This is a genomic window from bacterium (genome assembly GCA_019695335.1).
GTDB lineage: Bacteria > CLD3 > CLD3 > SB21 > SB21 > JABWBZ01.
In genome coordinates, this window is the sequence record JAIBAF010000035.1 from 19,574 (window position 1) to 37,889 (window position 18,316).

Here is an 18,316-nt window from a genome sequence, read left to right on the forward strand (position 1 = left end):
GAGGAATTATGAAAACCAAAATAATGCTTATGGTTCTGCTCGTTACCAGCGTCATGCTCTGGTCGTGCGGAGAAGCTTCCGGAGAAAACGGCAAAGAGCCTGTTAAAACCGCGGCCAATACCGGATCGAATGTAGTCAAATCGAATCCGTCGGGACTCAACACGTTTCAACTCGAACACGGAGTCGGACCGATTACGGCCGAATTTAAACTGGCGGCCGTCAACGCAACATTAGCCAAAACCGGCGAGAAAGTTTTTGAGACCAAATGTTTTTCCTGCCACCGGTTGGACGACCGTTATGTCGGGCCGCCGCTCCGTGAAGTCACGAAACGCCGCAAACCGGAATACATCGTCAACATGATTCTCAATCCGGACGAAATGATCAAAAAACATCCGGATGCTAAGAAATTATTGGCGGAATTTATGACACCGATGACATTCCAAAATGTCACGAAGGACGAAGCGATGGCCATTTTGGAATACTTCCGTTATTCGGCAGAACAGAAGAAGAAGTAATTGTTGTCTACGCTGAAACGATTTCGGCGTAATAACTATAGCTGCAATGGCGATTGCAGCGAACTTAACATCAACTCACATTAGGTGGAGGTGGATTATGTTTTCGACTTGGAAACGAACCGGCGTGAAGATAGCCCTCGCGCTGGCCGTAGGATTTATATTCTGGTGGGGCTGCTCCGGCAAAAAAGAAATGGCCGGCTCGAGCGACGCGGCGTCCAAAGTCTATGTGGCTCCGGGAAGCTATGACGAATTCTACGCGTTTTTGTCCGGCGGTTTTAGCGGGCAAGTAGCGGCGTATGGATTACCCAGCGGGCGCTTATTACGCGTCATTCCAGTGTTTGCCGTTAATCCGGAGAACGGTTATGGATACACTGATGAGACGAAAAATATGTTAAATAGTACCCACGGATTCATCCCGTGGGATGACAGTCACCATCCGGAACTGTCAAAAACCAACGATGTACCCGACGGTCGGTGGTTGTTTATTAATTCCAACAATACGCCGCGTATTGCCCGCATCGATCTGTCTACTTTCCGTACGGCCGAAATTCTTGAAATTCCCAACAGCGGCGGTAATCATGCTTCACCTTTCGCTACGGAAAATACGGAATACATCGTTGCGGCAACACGCTTCAGCGTGCCGATTCCCGATCGCGATGTTCCAATCAACAGTTTCAAAGAAAATTTTAAAGGCAGTCTGTCATTTGTCAAAGTGAACCCGCAGTCCGGCGATATGAGTATTGCGTTTCAAATTCTGGCTCCCGGATTTAACTACGATCTGAGCCATGCGGGAAAGGGGCCTTCCAGCGGGTGGTTTTTCTTCTCGACGTATAATACCGAACAAGCCCATACGTTATTGGAAATTAACGCGAGCCAAAAAGATAAAGATTTTATTTTGGCGGTTAACTGGAAAAAAGCCGAAGAGTATGTGAAGCAGGGAAAAGCCAAAGATTGGGGCGGAGAATATTATCACAACGTTTTTAACGAATCGACCCAAATGGCGGAATCCAATCTGAATAAAGGCGTCAAAATGCTGATACCGGCGGATTGTCCGGACATGATGTATCTGATTCCTTGCCCAAAATCACCGCACGGCGCAGACGTTGATCCGTCAGGCGAGTATATTGTTGGCGGAGGAAAATTAGCCACCGTCATTCCGGTATTTGCGTTTGCAAAAATTCAAAAAGCTATTGAAGACAAAGCGTTTGACGGTGAGGTGGAAGGAATTCCAGTACTGAAATACGATGCGGTGATTGCAGGTGAAGTTCAGGAAGCCGGTCTGGGCGCATTGCATACGGAATTTGACGGAAAAGGATATGCGTACACATCGCATTTCGTCTCATCTGAAGTGACAAAATGGAAATTAGGAACGTGGGAAGTTGTCGATCGTATTCCTGCTTATTATTCCATCGGTCACTTGATGATTCCGGGCGGCGATAGCCACAAACCCTGGGGAAAATATCTTCTCGCGATGAATAAAATTACCAAAGACCGCTATCTTCCGACCGGACCTGAATTAAATCAATCCGCACAATTGATCGATATTAGCGGCGACAAAATGAAACTGCTGTTGGATTTTCCAACGGTAGGCGAACCTCATTATGCACAAGGAATCGCGGCAGAATTAGTGACGAAAAATCAGAGAAAAATTTATGACATCAACGAGAATAAGCATCCGTATGTGACCAAGAGCGAAAAAGATGCGCGGGTCGAGAAGAAAGGCAAGGAGGTACACATTTACATGACTGCGTCGCGTTCACACTTCACTCCCGATAATATCGAAGGAGTAAAAGTCGGCGACGAAGTATATTTCCATGTGACTAACCTCGAACAAGACTGGGATATTCCTCATGGATTTGCGATCAAAGGTGGCAATACGGCCGAACTCTTGATCATGCCGGGTGAGACTTTGACCTATCGTTGGACGCCGAAAAAAGCCGGAATCTATCCGTTTTATTGTACGGATTTTTGTTCTGCGCTGCACCAGGAAATGCAAGGCTATGTTCGTGTATCGGAAACCAATACTAACGTGCCACTTTCGTTTGGAACAGGCAAATAAAGGATAAAAAGGGGTTGTCGAAACAATTTCGGCAACTCCTTTTCTTTTAAATTTGATTGTGAAAGAATTGTCATGAAATCATCATCGAAAATCATGTTACTGGCTGCGTCACTGATTCTTATCGGTTTGTACTTTACGCCGCTGTGGTGGATCAAGCTTGATGCGCCTCAATATCCTGAAGGATTGGGATTGTATATCTGGATCGATCAGATTACCGGTCAAAATCCTAATGATCTGAAAACGATCAATGGACTCAATCATTATATCGGAATGAAAATCATTACACCTGAATCGATTCCTGAATTAACACTGATGCCGTATATCGTCGGCTTTTTGATCGTGTCAGGGTTTTTAGTAACATTTCTCAGTGACCGAAATTGGTTGTTGGTTTGGATTGGAATTTTTTTAATAGTCCTTGTAGCGGGTTTGGTCGATTTTTATTTGTGGGAATATGATTACGGACATAATTTGAATCCCGATGCGCCGATCAAAGTTCCGGGTATGACGTATCAGCCGCCGCTGATCGGGACCAAGCAACTGCTCAATATGCGAACGACATCGTTGCCTTACATCGGCGGCGCGTTAGCGGGGTTATCATTCTTATTGGCCGTGATCGTGTGGTACAGAGAAAAACGTACAACAAATATTTCATCGAAAGATGCAAAAAATGAAAACGTATTGGTGGCTCATTAGTTTGATCATCATCGGATGCAACCGGCAGCCTGAAGGAATTCAATATGGACACGATGCCTGTGCTCATTGCCGCATGATCATTGCCGATGAAAAATTCGGATCAGAATTGATTACTCAAAAAGGAAAAATTTATAAATTTGATTCTATAGAATGTCTTGCCGCGTACTTAGGACAAATTCCAGATAATGAAATTCATTCAATGTGGATTACCGATTTTAAAAACCCTGGAAAATGGATACGTACCGATGAGGCTCAATTCCTGCAAAGTACGAATATTCCAAGCCCGATGGGAATGTTTCTTTCAGGTTATGCTGATGTCAATGATGCACGTTCGATGCAAACACAGTTTGACGGCGATGTTCTGGATTGGCAACAAGTCAAGGTGCGTGTGGAATCGCATCACACGAACAAATAACGCATAAATGAAAAAAGTTTTTTACATATTTTTAATGTGGATCAACATTGTTTCGGCCAAGGAATTGATTGTCGGAGAAAGTGGTGAGTTCCGAACGATCCGTTCTGCCATCGAATCTGCCCGAGATGGCGACCGTATTATTGTCAAATCAGGTATCTATAGAGAAGGAGCGCTTGAAATCACTCGCGCGATCACTTTGACCGGAGAGAACGGGGCGGTGCTTGACGGTGAAAATAAATTTCAAATTCTGACAGTCAAGGCCTCCGGCGTTACGGTCAACAATTTAACTTTTGAAAATGTCGGCGTGAGTTACGTTCAAGACAACGCCGCAATAAAACTCATTGAATCCGATAACTCAAATATCATCGATAATCGTTTTCGTAATGCTTTTTTTGGCATTTATTTGTCAAAGTCCGGGTTTTGTACGATTCGTGGAAACGATCTTGTCGCTGCGGCTGAGAAAGAAGCCAGTTCCGGTAATGGTATTCACTTATGGAATTGCCACGACATTACTATTGAGAATAATTCCATTCAGCGCCACCGCGACGGAATATATTTTGAATTCGTCAAACGTTCGACGATTACCGGCAATCACAGTATCGGCAATCTTCGTTATGGACTTCATTTTATGTTTTCAGATACGTGCGTATATAAAAATAACCTTTTCAAAGGTAACAGCGCCGGAGTTGCGGTGATGTATACCAAAAACATAACGATGCAAGGCAACCGTTTCGAAGATAATTGGGGAGCGGCTTCATACGGCATTTTGTTAAAAGATATCACCGGAAGCGAAATTACCGGTAATACGTTTATGAATAATACCGTCGGTATTCACGCCGAAGGCACGAGCCGGAATCGCATTTCGGACAACGAATTTCTAAACAATGGCTGGGCGGTGCGCATTATGGCGAATTCTACGGACAATGTGTTTTCCCAAAACAATTTCATAGGAAATGCCTTTGATGTTGCAACGAACAGCCGCCAGAATTATAACGTATTCGATTCCAATTACTGGAGCGCATACGAGGGGTACGATCTTAACCGCGACGGCGTCGGCGATGTACCGTTTCGTCCCGTCCGTTTATTTTCATTATTAATCGAACAATATCCGACCGCATTGATTTTACTTCGTAGTTTTCTGATCGATGTGATCGATGCGGCCGAATCGGTGATTCCGGCGCTGACACCTGAAACGCTGACCGATGCGAATCCACGAATGCGGAGATTGCCATGATACGGATTCAATCGCTTGAAAAAAGCTATCAAAAGCTTCAAGTGCTCAAAGGTATTAATTTATCCGTGGAACCGGGTAAAGTTACGGCCATCGTGGGACCCAACAGCGCCGGTAAAACGACATTGATCAAAAGCGTTCTCGGGCTCGTATTCCCTGATCGGGGCGAAATTTTGATCGATAACGAGCGGGTCAACGGTCGATCGGATTATCGGCGAAAAATCGGCTACATGCCGCAGCTCGCCCGATTTCCCGAGAACCTCACCCTCAAAGAATTGATCGCACTTGTACAGGATTTACGGCATCGTCCCGGCGAAACGGATATGGAACTTTTTGAAGCATTTGATCTTGGCAAGGAATGGGATAAACCGATACGGACTCTTTCCGGAGGCACGCGTCAGAAAGTCAGTGCGGTGATTGCGTTTTTATTTAAGCCGCAAATTTTGATTCTGGACGAGCCGACCGCGGGACTCGATCCGATTGCCAGCAGTAATTTGAAAGATAAAATTTTAAAAGAACGTGATAACGGAAAAACGTTTATTCTCACGTCACACATTATGAGCGAATTGGAAGAACTTTCCGAACATATCGTATTTTTACTGGAAGGAAAAATTTACTTTGAAGGCTTGACCGAGGAACTGGTGCGCTTTACCGGTGAACGCAATCTTGAGCGCGCGATAGCAACTTTGATGAAAGGACGGCCGGCATGGACGGAACTGCAAAAATCCTGAAGTATGAATTTCATAACATCTTGCGCAGCAAGTGGATGGCCGGTTATGCAATATTTTTTCTTGTTATTACCGATGGGCTTTTCCGGTTTGCCGGTACGGATGCCAAAGTCATTGTCAGCCTGATGAATATTATTCTCGCTGTCATCCCGCTTGCGAGCATTATTTTTGGCGCGATGTACGTCTATCATTCTCGCGAATTTATTGAATTGCTGTTATCGCAGCCGATTGATCGTAAAAATATTTATTGGGGCATTTATTGCGGGCTCAGCTTTACGCTTTCGGCCGGATTTGTATTTGGAACAGGCTTACCATTTTTATTAGAAGGCGCTGTGGACGCCCGGTATTTTTCATCCCTAATATTGCTGCTTATTACCGGCGTATTGCTGACGTGGATTTTCACGGCAATCGCTTTCTGGATAGCTATTCGCTACGAGGACAAGGTCAAAGGCATCGGAGCAGCGATGTTGATCTGGATGTTTTTTACCGTTGTGTACGACGGTTTTATTTTGTTGATAATTTATTGGTTTGACGATTATCCTCTGGAGACTGTGATGATCGGTATGAGCATGGCCAATCCTGTTGATCTTGCTCGCGTCATGCTGCTTTTGAAATTTAATGTTTCGGCGATGATGGGTTATACCGGCGCGGTATTTCATCATTTTTTTAGCGCCGGCACTGGTCTCGGTATATCGATGACCGTTTTAATTTTGTGGATCGTGACGCCATTTTTCTTGGGCTTGCGATATTTTCGTAAAAAAGACTTTTAAACATATGCGTTTGTGGTATCTCATATCAATTTTTCTTCACGTGTTGAGCGCGATGGTTTGGATCGGCGGATTGATGTTTTTTGTTACCACAATGGTTCCCATGGTCAGAAAAAAAGAATTTCAGGGCATGGCCGGTTCAATGGTTGAATGGATTGGTTTGCGATTTCGTTATGTCGGGTGGCTAAGTTTATGGACGTTGCTTCTGACAGGTTCGATCAATTTATATTTCAGAGGTTATCGGTTGCCGGATTATTTTTCATCAGGGATGTGGACAGGATATTTTGGAGAAACGCTTGCTGTTAAGTTAGTTCTGGTCGCTATTATTTTTATGCTCAGCGCGATTCATGATTTTTATATCGGGCAGAAAGCAACCGCGCATTGGAAAGAAAACTCCGATTCACAGGCTTCACAAAATTACCGCAAAGTGGCAAGCTGGATCGGGCGAGTCAATTTGATTTTAGGATTATGCGTTCTGATGTGTGCGATCATGCTAATACGTGGGTGGCCTTGGTGAAGATTGCACACTCCAGAGTTCGTAAAACAACCCGAACTGATAAAGACTATTTTATAAAAAATACTTAATAAAACCATTATGCCCGCTCTATCACGTTGGTTTATTAAAACAGGGCTCGTTTATTTTGTAGCCAGTTTTATACTTGGCGTTACTCTGAAAATTCCATCTCTCTTTGACGCATGGCTTTTTATGCCGGCGATGACGCCGGTGTATTTTCATCTGTTTATGATCGGATGGATCACCCAAATTATCATTGGCGTCAGTTGGTGGATGTTTCCCGCGCAGTCACGCGAACACCCGCGTGGATCGGATCGAGTCGGATGGTTCGTTTACTTCTGCATTAATGCCGGACTTTTAGCGCGTGCTGTTGGTGAACCTCTCGTATATGTACGTCCGGATCAGCCTATACCTCTTTTGGTATCGGCTGGTTTATTGTGGTTCGGTGGAGTAGTTTATGCGGTGCAGATATGGAAGCGCGTGAAAGGAAAATGAAATGCCGTCATTAAGCGTTTGGTTCATTCGAGCTGCATTACTGTATTTTGTTGCCGGTTTTTCAATCGGTGCTTTAATGTTGGTCAATAAAGGGATACCATTATCGCCGTTGATATGGCGATTGCTCCCGGTGCACATCGAGTGGCTTTTTATCGGGTGGATGCTCAATTTAGTGTTTGGTGTTGCGTATTGGATACTTCCACGACATGGAATCGAGCCGGTGCGCGGACGTTTATGGCTTGTGTGGACGATCTTCTTATTGCTCAATACCGGAGTTTTAACCATATGTTCCTCAGAAATTTTTTTATGGGAAAATACGTTTATTTTAATAGGCCGGTTGATGGAAATAGGGTCTGCCGTCGGCTTCGCTGTCCATGCATGGCCTAGAATTCATCCTTTCGGATAGTACAGAGCTGAATAAGTATGGAAATTCATCCGAAAGTAGTATTGATTTTTAGACATATATTCCAGATATTCAAAGTATGAATGAAGTGGGGTGGTTCTCACTAAGTTCAAAATTTATAATATTTCAAGGATTGTTTTCGGCTTGGCATTTTTTATGCCTTTAATTAAAACTGATTGTAATTTTTAATTAAAGGCGAGCATATGAATCCGAGTGATAAAAAAGAAAAAAAAGTTTTTTTGACCGAAAACGACCTGGCTTTGGAAAATTATATACTACGAGTCAAGAGCAAAGCACACAACCGCTCAATTAAGGATTCGGCCATGAAGTTCATTCAAGATGTTGAAAAAATTGTAGGGGAAAATTCATTAAGGCGTACGGTTTCATTGAACGCCAGAGAGTTGTCCCGTCTACAAGTAACGGATGAGTGTAAAGCAATTTTCAAACAGATTGCTGATGACCTCGAGACGGCATTGGATGAAATTCATGAATTGATCAAAGAAGAATTTGTTATCTCGACAGACATTGAAGACCGGATGGAAACTTTCATCCATTCGTTGAGCCAACAAAAAGATGAATCAATCACTAAACGACCGATGACTTCCGATGGTCCGGTCGCTCCACAAGTAGTTCCCCATTTTAGTTAACCGTCTCTCCACATGAAGGGCCGCTTTCGGGCGGCCTTTTTTATTTTAATCGCTTACTTTTCTATATCGTAAAACCGCCATCGACAACATCAGAACCGCAAAAACCGATAACGCTGCAATGTGATCGTACAAATCCAAAAATCCGGATCCTTTCAATAAAATGCTACGCATCATTAGTACATAATGAGCAACAGGATTGAACAGCGTAACTTTTTGAGCCCAGGCCGGCATGCTGTCAATCGGTGTAAAAAGTCCACCCATTAGGAGAAAGATCACCATAAAAAACCAGGCAATAAACATTGCCTGTTGCTGCGTATCCGTAACAGTAGAAATAAAAAGTCCGATACCAAGTACGACCAACAAATAGATCGCCGCCGTTCCAAAAATCAGTGCGAAACTTCCCGTAATTGGTAAATTGAAAACAAATTTTCCTACTACAAGGCCAAAAGCCAATTCAAACAAGCCGATCACCCAAAATGGCAATAATTTACCGATGATGAATTGATGCTTTTTGATCGGTGTAACGTTAAGTTGTTCAATAGTACCGATCTCTTTTTCACGTACAATATTCATACCACTGAGAAATAATCCAATCATCGTGACCAGAGCAACGAGAATTCCTGGAATCATGTATGTTTTATAATTGAGTTCTGGATTGTACCAAAAAGAATGTTCGATCTGAATAGTATTAGGAAGCGCTACACCGGGCGTTATGTTTTTACCCGCTATTTCCTGTGCGAAATTGGAAATAATTGTCGCCGAATACGATTGGATGAGTCCGGCCGAATTGCCGTCTTCCGCATTAATCGTAAGTTGAACCTTTGCTTTGCCGGTATTCTCTAAATCGCGCTCAAAAAATTTCGGAATTTCCAACGCCATATTCACCGTATTGCTTTTCAAATCTTGCTGGGATGCATCGTTTGAAAATGAAGCATTTTTAAGAATAAAGTATCCTGATGCGCTGAATTTTTCAGCCAATTGTCTAGACACGGTTGTTTGATCTTTGTCGATAAGATGAAACGTCACGTTCTTAATATCAAATGTTGCCGCATTGGATAAAATGAGTAATTGAACAATTGGCATGACAAAAATAATAGGCAACATGCCTTTGTTTCTGAAAATCTGCAGGAATTCTTTTTGAACTAAAAATTTAATGGTTCTCATAGCTTGCCTTTAATATTGCCACAGAGACACGGAGGTCCCAGAGTGCTTTTATAATATGAAACGTTTAATGCCGTCTTTTAATATTTTTTAATTAAAATTAATCAACAGCCCAATTCTATAATTTCCTAATTTCATATAGCTCAGAATTTGTGCGTGAAAAACCGGATCCATTCGCTCTACGCTTTTGAGTTCAACTACGATCTGGTTTTCAACGATTAAATCAGCGCGGAATTCCCCGATTGATTTATTTTTATATACAACAGGGATTGATTTTTGTCTTTCAAAAGTCAATCTTGATTCTTCTAATTCAATACAAAGAGCTGATTCATAAATCGATTCAAGTAATCCAGGTCCTAAGGTTTTGTGTACATTAATTCCACAGCCGATGATTTTCTCGGTAATTTTATTAATTTCCATCGTCTATTTTCCTTAGTGGTTGCGACAGCTTAGTGTTATTTAATAACCATCTCTGTGTTCTCCGTGCCTCTGTGGCGAATTTCACTGTAAACGGATCTTAAATTTTTTTACGCTGATGGATATTAGGAACACCATCATTCCGCCGAGGATCAGCGTTTCTTTCCACAGATATTCAATGCCGACGCCTTTGAGCATAATGCCTTTCACAATGATCAGGAACCATTTGGCCGGAACAATATTGCTGATGATCTGAAGGGCTGCAGGCATGCTCGAGATCGGAAAAATAAAACCGGATAAAATAATGACCGGCAGCATCAGCCCGGCCAACGAAAACATCATAGCCGTCTGTTGTGAATTGGCAATCGTCGAGATCATGATACCCAGTGATAAGGCCGTTACAACAAACAAAAAAGACTCGAAGAAGAAAAAGCCATAACTGCCGTTAAACGGCACACCAAACACGTATCGCGCCAGCAGCAGGATCGTCGACGTATTGACGAACGATAAAAACAAATACGGAATAACTTTTCCGATAATGATTTGTACCGGCTTAAGCGGTGATACCAGCAGGATTTCCATTGTGCCCAATTCTTTTTCGCGTGCAATAGTGATCGACGTCATCAAAGCCGATACCAACATCAGCAGCAGCGCGATAAGACCCGGAACAAACAAGTAAACGCTCTTTAATTCGGGATTGTACAGCATTTTAACTTCAGGATTGATCTGAACGAGCGGGCCGGTCTGACCACGCAATCCTGTTTGATAATCGCGAATGATCGACGATGTATAATTGATCAGCATATTGGCCATATTGGGTTCCGTCGCATCGGCAATGATCTGAACTGCGGCTCTATTCTCGCGCAGAAGGCGTTGAGCAAAATGCGGTTCAAAAACGATCACTTCTTTGACGCGATTTTGTTTGAAAACCGATTCGATGTCACCGCCAGGTTTCAATTGATCGATGATTATAAAATATCCGGATGAAGCGATTTTTTGAGTAAGTTCCTGAGTCATATAATCGTTGGATTGATCGAGAATGGCAATCCGGGCATCGTTGACTTCATTGCGGATGGCGAATCCGAAAAGGATCAATTGGATGATCGGCATGCCGAACAAAATCAGCATGGTTCTTTTGTCACGAAAAATGTGATAAAATTCTTTGATAATAAAACCGCGAAAACTTTTCATATTAAATTTTCCTTCTTCTGCGGACGTGCTAGTTTTACAAAAACATCGTTCATCGAATCGGCTGCGAAGGTTTGTTTCAAGCCTCGCGGCGTATCGAGCGCCTCGATTTTGCCGTCAACCATGATCGATACGCGATCACAATATTCCGATTCATCCATATAATGCGTCGTGACAAAAATCGTGACGCCATCGGCTGCGGCTTCGTAAATCAGATTCCAAAATTGCCGCCGTGTGATCGGGTCTACGCCGCCGGTCGGTTCGTCAAGAAAAACAATCTTCGGCTCGTGCAAAATGGCCACCGAAAAAGAAAGTTTCTGTTTCCAGCCGAGCGGCAATGAACTGATCATCATATCCGCGGCGTCTTCTAATTGCAGTTTATGAATCAGAAAATCCGTTTTGTTTTTAATTTGTTCATCGCTCAGGCCATATATGCCGCCGTAAAAACGAATATTTTCGCGAACCGTCAGATCTTCGTACAATGAGAATTTCTGGCTCATATAACCTATACTGCGCTTAATGCTTTCCGTTTGAGTGAATACATCGTAGCCGGCGACGCTCGCTTTTCCGGTCGAAGGTGATAATAAACCGATCAACATCCGGATCGCCGTTGTTTTGCCGGCGCCATTAGCGCCAAGAAATCCGAAGATTTCGCCTTGTTTGACGTCGAAGGTAATGGCGTTCACGGCAATAAAATCACCGAAACGTTTGGTCAGGTTTTCAGCTTGAATTGCGTAACTCATGCGTGATGCTCCATCAGGGCCATAAAACTATCTTCAATTGTCGGTTGCGTCCATGTTGTCTCGATGTTTTGAAGCCCTTGTTGTGTTAAATAATTGATGACTTCCTTCGGCTCGAATTTTCCCCGGCGGTCTGTGTAGTGCATGAATTCACCGAAAGGAAAAACCGAATAAGCATCTGGGAATTTTTTAAGTGCAGTTAGCAGGCCGAACATGTTCGATGACTTAACGGCCAATATCGGTCTGTCAAATTTCTTAACCACATTATCCGGCGAGTCTATGTCCAGAATATTGCCGTTTTGAATAAGCGCTACGCGATCGCACAAACTCGCTTCATCCATGTATGGCGTCGACACGATGATCGTAATGTTTTTAGCCTGAAGCCGTTTCAACATTTCCCAGAATTCTTGTCGCGATACGGCATCGACGCCGGTCGTCGGTTCATCGAGAAAAAGAATTTCCGGTTTGTGGATCAACGCGCATGACAGAGCAAGTTTCTGCTTCATTCCTCCGGATAATTTTCCGGCCCGCCGGTCTTTGAAAGGCTCGATCTGAATGTAAATATCTTTGATCAGGTCGTAATTTTCTTCAATAGTTGTACCGAAAACCGTTGCGAAAAATGCCAGATTTTCCTGAACGGTCAGATCCTGGTAAAGTGAAAACCGTCCGGGCATATAGCCGATTTGCGGACGCAGTTTTTTGAAATCCTTGACCACGTCCAATCCAATCACGTTAGCGTCGCCGGAGTCGGGAATGAGTAACGTCGTCAGGATCCGAAACAGCGTCGTTTTACCGGCACCGTCCGGGCCAATGAAACCGAACAGTTCGCCTTTGCTGACTGTAAAATTCAGTCGGTTAATAGCCGTTATCTTTCCGTAAGTTTTGGTAAGATCGTTTACTGTAACTGCGTTCATATTAAATGTATTTTCAGTTTATTCTTTAATAAAATTAATTTCGCCCGGCATACCGATTTTCAGGCGACCGTCGTTTTGTATTTTGATTTTTACGGCATACACCATGTTGACGCGTTCTTCTTTGGTCTGAATGATCTTCGGAGTAAATTCTGCTTTTGACGAAATCCAGTTGACTTCTCCTTCCATTGATTGATTGTCACTTTTTGTTTCGTCGATCAAAACTTGCACTTTCTGGCCGATGGCGACGTGCGGCAATTGATCACCGCTGATATATACGCGGAGGAACATGGTTTGCAGGTCAGCGATTTTATATAAAGGCTTGCCGTACGCTACGATTTCCTTAGGCTCGGCAAATTTAGTTAACACGGTTCCGTGCACGGGATTGACGATTACGCTTTTACGGATCTGGTCGTTAATTTGAGCGATTTGAGCGTCCAGTGATTTGACGTCGCTGAGCACAGTGGCGTTCTGCGTTTCAATCGAAACGATCTGCCGGTCGATCACATTGATCTGCCCGTTCACGTCATCCAGTTGTTTTTGAGTGGCTGCATTTTCGCCGAATAATTTTTCGAGGCGTTTTTTATCCGTTTCGGCAACGCGACGCTGTTCTTTGAGTACGTCGATCTGGGCAAGAATACTGGCGACTTTGGCGCTGACGCTTTGACGCGTGGCAAGCAGTTGCGCACGCTTCAGCTCAAGCTGAACAGTGTCGACATATCCGACAGCTTTGCCGGCTTCAATCGTTAATCCTTCTTCAATTTCAAAAGCGAGCAGCTTGCCGGACGCTTCGGCCGAGACGACAATTTCGGTTGCTTCAAAATTGCCGTAGGCGTCGGATTTATGATTATTGCCGGAACAACCGACAAGCAAAATGATTCTTAAAATCCAAATGTGTTTCACGTTTATTCTCCTATGGTGGTTAAATAATCTTGTTGAGCGCGCAGCCACTGGAGCTTATGCACTTCCAGCGTCAGGCGTGCCTGATGTTCAGAATTAAGTTCGGTCAAATATTCCGACGACGTTACGACGCCGTTATCTAATTGACTGGATAATTGTTGAGTCACTTTTTTACGTAATGCAATGATGTCCTGATCCAATTTGATCAGCGTTTCCATCTTTTTCATTTCGGATAATAATTTTTCAGCGGCAACCGTCAGATTTTGAGTGAACGATTCTTTCTGCGTCCGGACAATGTCCTGTTGCAATTTATAAACTTGCCGGTCCCGGCCGTCTGTATTCCAGTTCCAGAAATTCCAAGTAACACGAAGTCCGACGACATAATAGGTATGGAAATCTTTTTCGTACACATTCAATCCGGGTTGTCCGAAGGAATATTGACCGAAGGCTGAAATTTTCGGCAGATTGCGGCGTGAAGTCCATTCGGCATAACGATCAAGCCGCTTTTGCGACCATGCAAAGGTTGCATATTCCGGTCTTTTTTCGGCAGAAACCGGCGTGAATTGTGTGTGTACATTGGGTACGATCAGGACAACATTATCGCTGACATCGCGGTGTAATAATGTTTTCAAAGTCGTAACGAGCGTTTTGCGATTGGCCGTCACTTCGGCGCGATTTTGGCGAATCCGAAGTAATTCAGCGTTCAGAATATCGGCGTTGCTAGGTAAAATCGCTCCGTTTTTGACGCGTGATTCAATTGCCGATAATTTGGAAAGGACGTCTTCTTCAGTCAGTTGCAGCGATTTTTCCTGTTCCTGCAACAATAACAATCCAAAATACGCATCGTTGACTTGCGCGCGGAGTTTGTACAATTCCGTTTCCACGCTTTTTTGATCGACCATCTTTTGCGATTCCTCGATAGCTTTTTGTTTCGCGATCGAACCGAAGTCGAAGATCAATTGATTGCCATTAAGCGTTAATTGATAGGCATCCTTATCCGGTTTCGGCACGGACACGCCCGGCAATTGAATAGGTACGGACGTAACTTCCGACTGATAAGCCGCTTGTCCTGTCAACGAAAGTTCAGGCAAAAATTTCGCGTTCAGGTTTTTGAGTTTTAACTGCGTGATGTTTTCGTACAGTTGAGTTTGACCGCTCAGCGGATAAGCCGAGACGGCTTCGTCATAACACTGTTCCAGGCGAAGCGTGTCGTTAGGCGACGAAAACATCAGGCCGATGAAAAGTAATACGTTCATTTCTTTTTGATCCCGTTTAATATGAATTCAGGAAGTTGTTCTTTACGTTGATTAATAAATTGATCGAATTTTTCGTCGTCCATTCCTAATGCGACTTTTACCATCGGTTTTGCAACGAATGGAAAAATACAGGCTGCGAGAACGCTTACGAGAATTTGTTCGGGCGCGATCGTTATGTACCGGCCTTCGTCCATTCCTTTTTGCAATTGTTGCAAAATTTTCGGCGGTGCGCTGGCAACTCCGACCGATCGTACCATATTGGTCAGTCGTTCAGGATTGCGCGTCATTTCATGTAATACAAAACCCGGCAAATAAGGATGTTGTTTGATCGTTTCGATGTACGTGGGTATGAATTTCATTAGATTTTGTTCAACCGTTTCGTCCGACATGAGTACACTGAGCAACATAGGAAAAATTCTTCCGAGCGCCTCTTTGAAAACGGCTTCAAAAAGCTGATCTTTGCTTCGGAAATAGTAATGGAGCATGGCTTTATTGATTCCGGCTTCGTCAGCGATTTCTTGCATCCGGGCACCGTCAAAACCCTTTCGGTGGAACACATTACGTGCAGCTTCGATAATTTTGGCTTCAGAAATAGTCGTTTCGTGTTGCATAATTCTTTAAAAATTAATGTTTAATCGCTTTAACTGTTTAATTTAACCATTAAATTTAACTAATTGGTTAATAATCGTAATATAGCGTCCGTTTGAGCATTTGTCAAGAAATTTTTAAAAAAAGCCTGATTTTTTTTAAAATTTTAATGCAAATGTTTGTTTTTTCTTCTTGCAAAAAAAAATAATGTTGTCTATTGTATTTTATTCAGGGTGAAATATGCTGATCGACAACATTTTATCGGAATATCAATTTTCGGAGTTTCATTCTATTCGAATTCGGGCTTCTGCGGAATCAGTCTATCGTTCGCTGCATGCCTTCGATTCGAGTCAACTGTACATTGGAAGGCTGTTGATGTTCATTCGCAGTTTTGGGAATGCAAAACCCAAAGTAATTGCCAAAGGATTTACAGGCATTGGCTTTATTCCGCTGGCGGATACTTCTCATGAAATTGTTTTGGGATTGGTAGGTCAGTTTTGGAAACCAAGGGGAAATATTTCAAAAATAGATCCGGAAGATTTTAATACATTTAATACGCCGGGGTATGCCAAAGCCGTTTGGAATTTCAGAATTCAGGCGATCACCGAGAGGTCGGTCGTTCTGTCAACCGAAACACGGGTTCGGTGTTTGGATAAAAGCAGTCGGATGAAATTCGCTTTTTATTGGCTGTTTGTGCGGCCATTTAGCGGGTTGATTCGGATTGAAATTTTAAGAAAAATTAAAAAACAGGTTGAAGCAATTAGCCATGAATATAACCAAATTAATGCGGAGAAATCATGAAAATATTTACAGGGCTTCTGTTGTGCAGCTTGCTATGTTTTTCTTTGCAAGCGCAGGAATCTAAAGAGACTAAGAAATTGCAATTTGCTTATGTGTTGAAATTAATTCCGCGATTACTTGACGATAAAAACTGGACTCAAAGCGATAACGAAGCTGTCGGTGCGCATTTCAAACAATTAAAAACCTACTTGAGTGAAGGCAGACTCATCATGGCGGGACGTTCGTTGAATTCCGATGCAAGCCAGTTCGGTCTCGTTGTTCTTGAAGTTGATTCTGAGGCTGAAGCGCGGACGATCATGGAAAATGATGCGGCCGTAAAAGCGGGAATTATGACGGCGCAATTGGTGCCGTTTTACACCGCTTTAATGCGAAAAGCGGAATAACGTTATCGCTCAAAAAAACGGTAATAAATATCTTGTTGTCCTTCAGGGCCTTGTACCCAAACGCCCAGATAAATTCCGCGCGATGGTGTCGGTGAAATTCTGTGCGAATAGCCGTTACCCATTCCTTCAATAGTCAGCAGCGCGTTTTTTTGGATTCCGGATGGATATTGATCGGCATTGTCTATTGGAATTTCATAAACTTCGGGCGTTCCTGAACGCGTGGACAACCAAACAAAATTCCACCCCTCTTTTGAATCGCCAAATATTCCTGGGAAAAGATTAACTACCGATCCCGTATCGGTTGTAAGTTGATGAGGCGCTTGCCAATTCAAACCGTTTTGCGATGAACTGAACCACACGCTGGATTTTGGATTGAGCCATGGTAGAGCTTGGGAAGTATCATAACGAACCCACGTCAGTGTAATACTATCGCCTGTTCGTTTGGCAAATGGCAGGTGATCGTGCAGCGTCATGCTATTAATTCCAGTGGCCGGAACAGGTTCGCTCCAAGTGTTTGAACCTGCTGACTTAGTTGTGACGTAAATTTCATTAGTGCGATTGATCGCGTCACGTTCGTCGCTGACGAAATAAATCAACAATGAACCATCGGCGGATGGTACTAAAGTCGGAACCCAATCGTCAACGCCAGCCGTGGTTGTGACCTTGACTTCGGCGGTTGTATCCCATGTTACGCCATCGGCTGAAGTATTGTACCAGATGTTTCCCAAAAAAGGCGCCGTCCATCGAAACCATGTAAGGTGAAACTGTCCGTCCGGCGTTTGGATAAGGCTTGGATTAAAATCGCCTCCGGGATCGAACGTTACGCGTACCGGCGGGCTCCATATCATCGAGGTATCGATATGGGTAATGTAAATATCCGGATTATTACCACGATCGGAGAACCATGCGAGATACAGTTTGTTATCCGATGCAAGGATCAAGCTGGGATCTTCATCTTTTGTGGGGCTGCCTTCAGAAAGTAATAATGCTGGTGTCAGAGAGAAAAGTGGATCTGTGTTCTTTTTTTTATCGCAACTCATCACACCGACGATGATCAGGGTCATAAAAAATGAAAACAGGAGCTTCATATTTTTAATTTTCATGTGCGTGAATAATACCGTCGGGCCATGTATGATATAGGCCAACCGATGGCTATCATTAAAATGATCGCAGCTATTGTCATTCGCAATGGATCGCTTTTGAATTTGGATGTATTGGAAAGGGGCAGTACAACTTGGCTCATGATAATCCATACAACGATGCCGTAACCAACTGCGTTGGCGGCTACGCTTTTCCAGAGAAAAGAAATTTTTGGGTATAATAAAAAAAACAGCGTTGTCCAGGAAGTCGCAATACCATAATGGAACAGAGCTCCCCAAACGGCCATGATTGGTCCCCCGGCAAAAGCATCCCGTCCAAATACGCCGCTTGCAATAAATTGTAAAACGACTATCGGACCTGAACCTGATGAAATAGAAGCATTGATGAAGGCAGCTAAGATATC

23 protein-coding genes are annotated in these 18,316 nt (G+C 43.4%); 13 read left to right on the plus strand and 10 right to left on the minus strand.

The window, feature by feature from the left end; all coding sequences use genetic code 11:
• Positions 1-8: 8 nt before the first annotated feature.
• The 11 genes from K1X84_10225 to K1X84_10275 all read left to right on the plus strand — a co-directional run bounded on the left by K1X84_10225 (position 9) and on the right by K1X84_10275 (position 8,467).
• Positions 9-515, plus strand: coding sequence for a cytochrome c (locus tag K1X84_10225; protein ID MBX7152006.1), 507 nt, complete (start codon positions 9-11; stop codon positions 513-515).
• Between the two features lie 97 nt (positions 516-612).
• Entirely contained in the window at positions 613-2,574 is a 1,962-nt protein-coding gene (gene nosZ, locus K1X84_10230) for a Sec-dependent nitrous-oxide reductase (GenBank protein MBX7152007.1), read from the plus strand.
• Between the two features lie 72 nt (positions 2,575-2,646).
• Positions 2,647-3,267 (plus strand): hypothetical protein, encoded by a 621-nt coding sequence (locus K1X84_10235; protein MBX7152008.1) that lies wholly within the window; start codon positions 2,647-2,649, stop codon positions 3,265-3,267.
• The gene (locus tag K1X84_10240) at positions 3,242-3,682 is read left to right on the plus strand and encodes a nitrous oxide reductase accessory protein NosL (GenBank protein MBX7152009.1); all 441 of its coding nucleotides are present in this window, start codon (positions 3,242-3,244) and stop codon (positions 3,680-3,682) included. Before K1X84_10235 ends, K1X84_10240 begins: the two co-directional genes overlap by 26 nt.
• Positions 3,683-3,716: 34 nt before the next feature.
• Positions 3,717-4,916, plus strand: coding sequence for a nitrous oxide reductase family maturation protein NosD (locus tag K1X84_10245; GenBank protein MBX7152010.1), 1,200 nt, complete (start codon positions 3,717-3,719; stop codon positions 4,914-4,916).
• Complete coding sequence (locus K1X84_10250) at positions 4,913-5,644, plus strand: ABC transporter ATP-binding protein (protein MBX7152011.1); 732 nt, start codon at positions 4,913-4,915, stop codon at positions 5,642-5,644. Before K1X84_10245 ends, K1X84_10250 begins: the two co-directional genes overlap by 4 nt.
• Positions 5,620-6,411, plus strand: coding sequence for an ABC transporter permease (locus K1X84_10255; protein ID MBX7152012.1), 792 nt, complete (start codon positions 5,620-5,622; stop codon positions 6,409-6,411). The genes K1X84_10250 and K1X84_10255 overlap by 25 nt, the downstream gene beginning before the upstream one ends.
• A gap of 4 nt (positions 6,412-6,415) precedes the next feature.
• Positions 6,416-6,925, plus strand: coding sequence for a CopD family protein (locus tag K1X84_10260; GenBank protein ID MBX7152013.1), 510 nt, complete (start codon positions 6,416-6,418; stop codon positions 6,923-6,925).
• A 78-nt stretch (positions 6,926-7,003) separates the two neighbouring features.
• Positions 7,004-7,417, plus strand: a complete 414-nt coding sequence (locus K1X84_10265; GenBank protein MBX7152014.1) for a hypothetical protein — start codon at positions 7,004-7,006, stop codon at positions 7,415-7,417.
• 1 nt (position 7,418) lies between these two features.
• Positions 7,419-7,823 carry a cbb3-type cytochrome c oxidase subunit I gene (locus K1X84_10270; protein ID MBX7152015.1) on the plus strand — a complete coding sequence of 135 codons (405 nt, stop codon included), beginning with the start codon at positions 7,419-7,421 and terminating at the stop codon, positions 7,821-7,823.
• A gap of 200 nt (positions 7,824-8,023) precedes the next feature.
• A complete protein-coding gene (locus K1X84_10275; GenBank protein MBX7152016.1) occupies positions 8,024-8,467 on the plus strand; it encodes a hypothetical protein in 444 nt (147 codons plus the stop codon).
• A 45-nt stretch (positions 8,468-8,512) separates the two neighbouring features.
• Here K1X84_10275 and K1X84_10280 read toward each other — a convergent pair whose 3' ends face one another.
• The 8 genes from K1X84_10280 to K1X84_10315 form a co-directional block, all read right to left on the minus strand.
• Positions 8,513-9,631 (minus strand): ABC transporter permease, encoded by a 1,119-nt coding sequence (locus K1X84_10280; protein MBX7152017.1) that lies wholly within the window; start codon positions 9,629-9,631, stop codon positions 8,513-8,515.
• Between the two features lie 87 nt (positions 9,632-9,718).
• A complete protein-coding gene (locus tag K1X84_10285; protein MBX7152018.1) occupies positions 9,719-10,048 on the minus strand; it encodes a GxxExxY protein in 330 nt (109 codons plus the stop codon).
• A gap of 81 nt (positions 10,049-10,129) precedes the next feature.
• Positions 10,130-11,236: an ABC transporter permease gene (locus K1X84_10290; GenBank protein ID MBX7152019.1), complete on the minus strand. Its 1,107-nt coding sequence runs from the start codon at positions 11,234-11,236 to the stop codon at positions 10,130-10,132.
• A complete protein-coding gene (locus K1X84_10295; protein MBX7152020.1) occupies positions 11,233-11,976 on the minus strand; it encodes an ABC transporter ATP-binding protein in 744 nt (247 codons plus the stop codon). Before K1X84_10295 ends, K1X84_10290 begins: the two co-directional genes overlap by 4 nt.
• The gene (locus K1X84_10300) at positions 11,973-12,887 is read right to left on the minus strand and encodes an ABC transporter ATP-binding protein (protein ID MBX7152021.1); all 915 of its coding nucleotides are present in this window, start codon (positions 12,885-12,887) and stop codon (positions 11,973-11,975) included. Before K1X84_10300 ends, K1X84_10295 begins: the two co-directional genes overlap by 4 nt.
• A gap of 18 nt (positions 12,888-12,905) precedes the next feature.
• On the minus strand, positions 12,906-13,793 hold the full coding sequence (locus K1X84_10305) for an HlyD family efflux transporter periplasmic adaptor subunit (GenBank protein ID MBX7152022.1): 888 nt from the start codon (positions 13,791-13,793) through the stop codon (positions 12,906-12,908).
• Entirely contained in the window at positions 13,790-15,040 is a 1,251-nt protein-coding gene (locus K1X84_10310) for a TolC family protein (GenBank protein MBX7152023.1), read from the minus strand. The genes K1X84_10305 and K1X84_10310 overlap by 4 nt, the downstream gene beginning before the upstream one ends.
• Entirely contained in the window at positions 15,037-15,651 is a 615-nt protein-coding gene (locus K1X84_10315) for a TetR/AcrR family transcriptional regulator (protein MBX7152024.1), read from the minus strand. Before K1X84_10315 ends, K1X84_10310 begins: the two co-directional genes overlap by 4 nt.
• Positions 15,652-15,868: 217 nt before the next feature.
• Between K1X84_10315 and K1X84_10320 the strand changes: the two genes are divergently transcribed.
• Both K1X84_10320 and K1X84_10325 read left to right on the plus strand, forming a co-directional pair.
• Positions 15,869-16,429 (plus strand): hypothetical protein, encoded by a 561-nt coding sequence (locus tag K1X84_10320; protein ID MBX7152025.1) that lies wholly within the window; start codon positions 15,869-15,871, stop codon positions 16,427-16,429.
• Positions 16,426-16,812, plus strand: a complete 387-nt coding sequence (locus K1X84_10325) for a YciI family protein (GenBank protein MBX7152026.1) — start codon at positions 16,426-16,428, stop codon at positions 16,810-16,812. Before K1X84_10320 ends, K1X84_10325 begins: the two co-directional genes overlap by 4 nt.
• A 2-nt stretch (positions 16,813-16,814) precedes the next feature.
• Here the strand turns inward: K1X84_10325 and K1X84_10330 are convergent, their stop codons facing one another.
• On the minus strand, positions 16,815-17,900 hold the full coding sequence (locus tag K1X84_10330; protein MBX7152027.1) for a glycoside hydrolase: 1,086 nt from the start codon (positions 17,898-17,900) through the stop codon (positions 16,815-16,817).
• Positions 17,901-17,911: 11 nt separating this feature from the next.
• Positions 17,912-18,316 (minus strand): hypothetical protein (locus K1X84_10335; protein MBX7152028.1); only part of this gene is annotated, 405 nt, incomplete at its 5' end.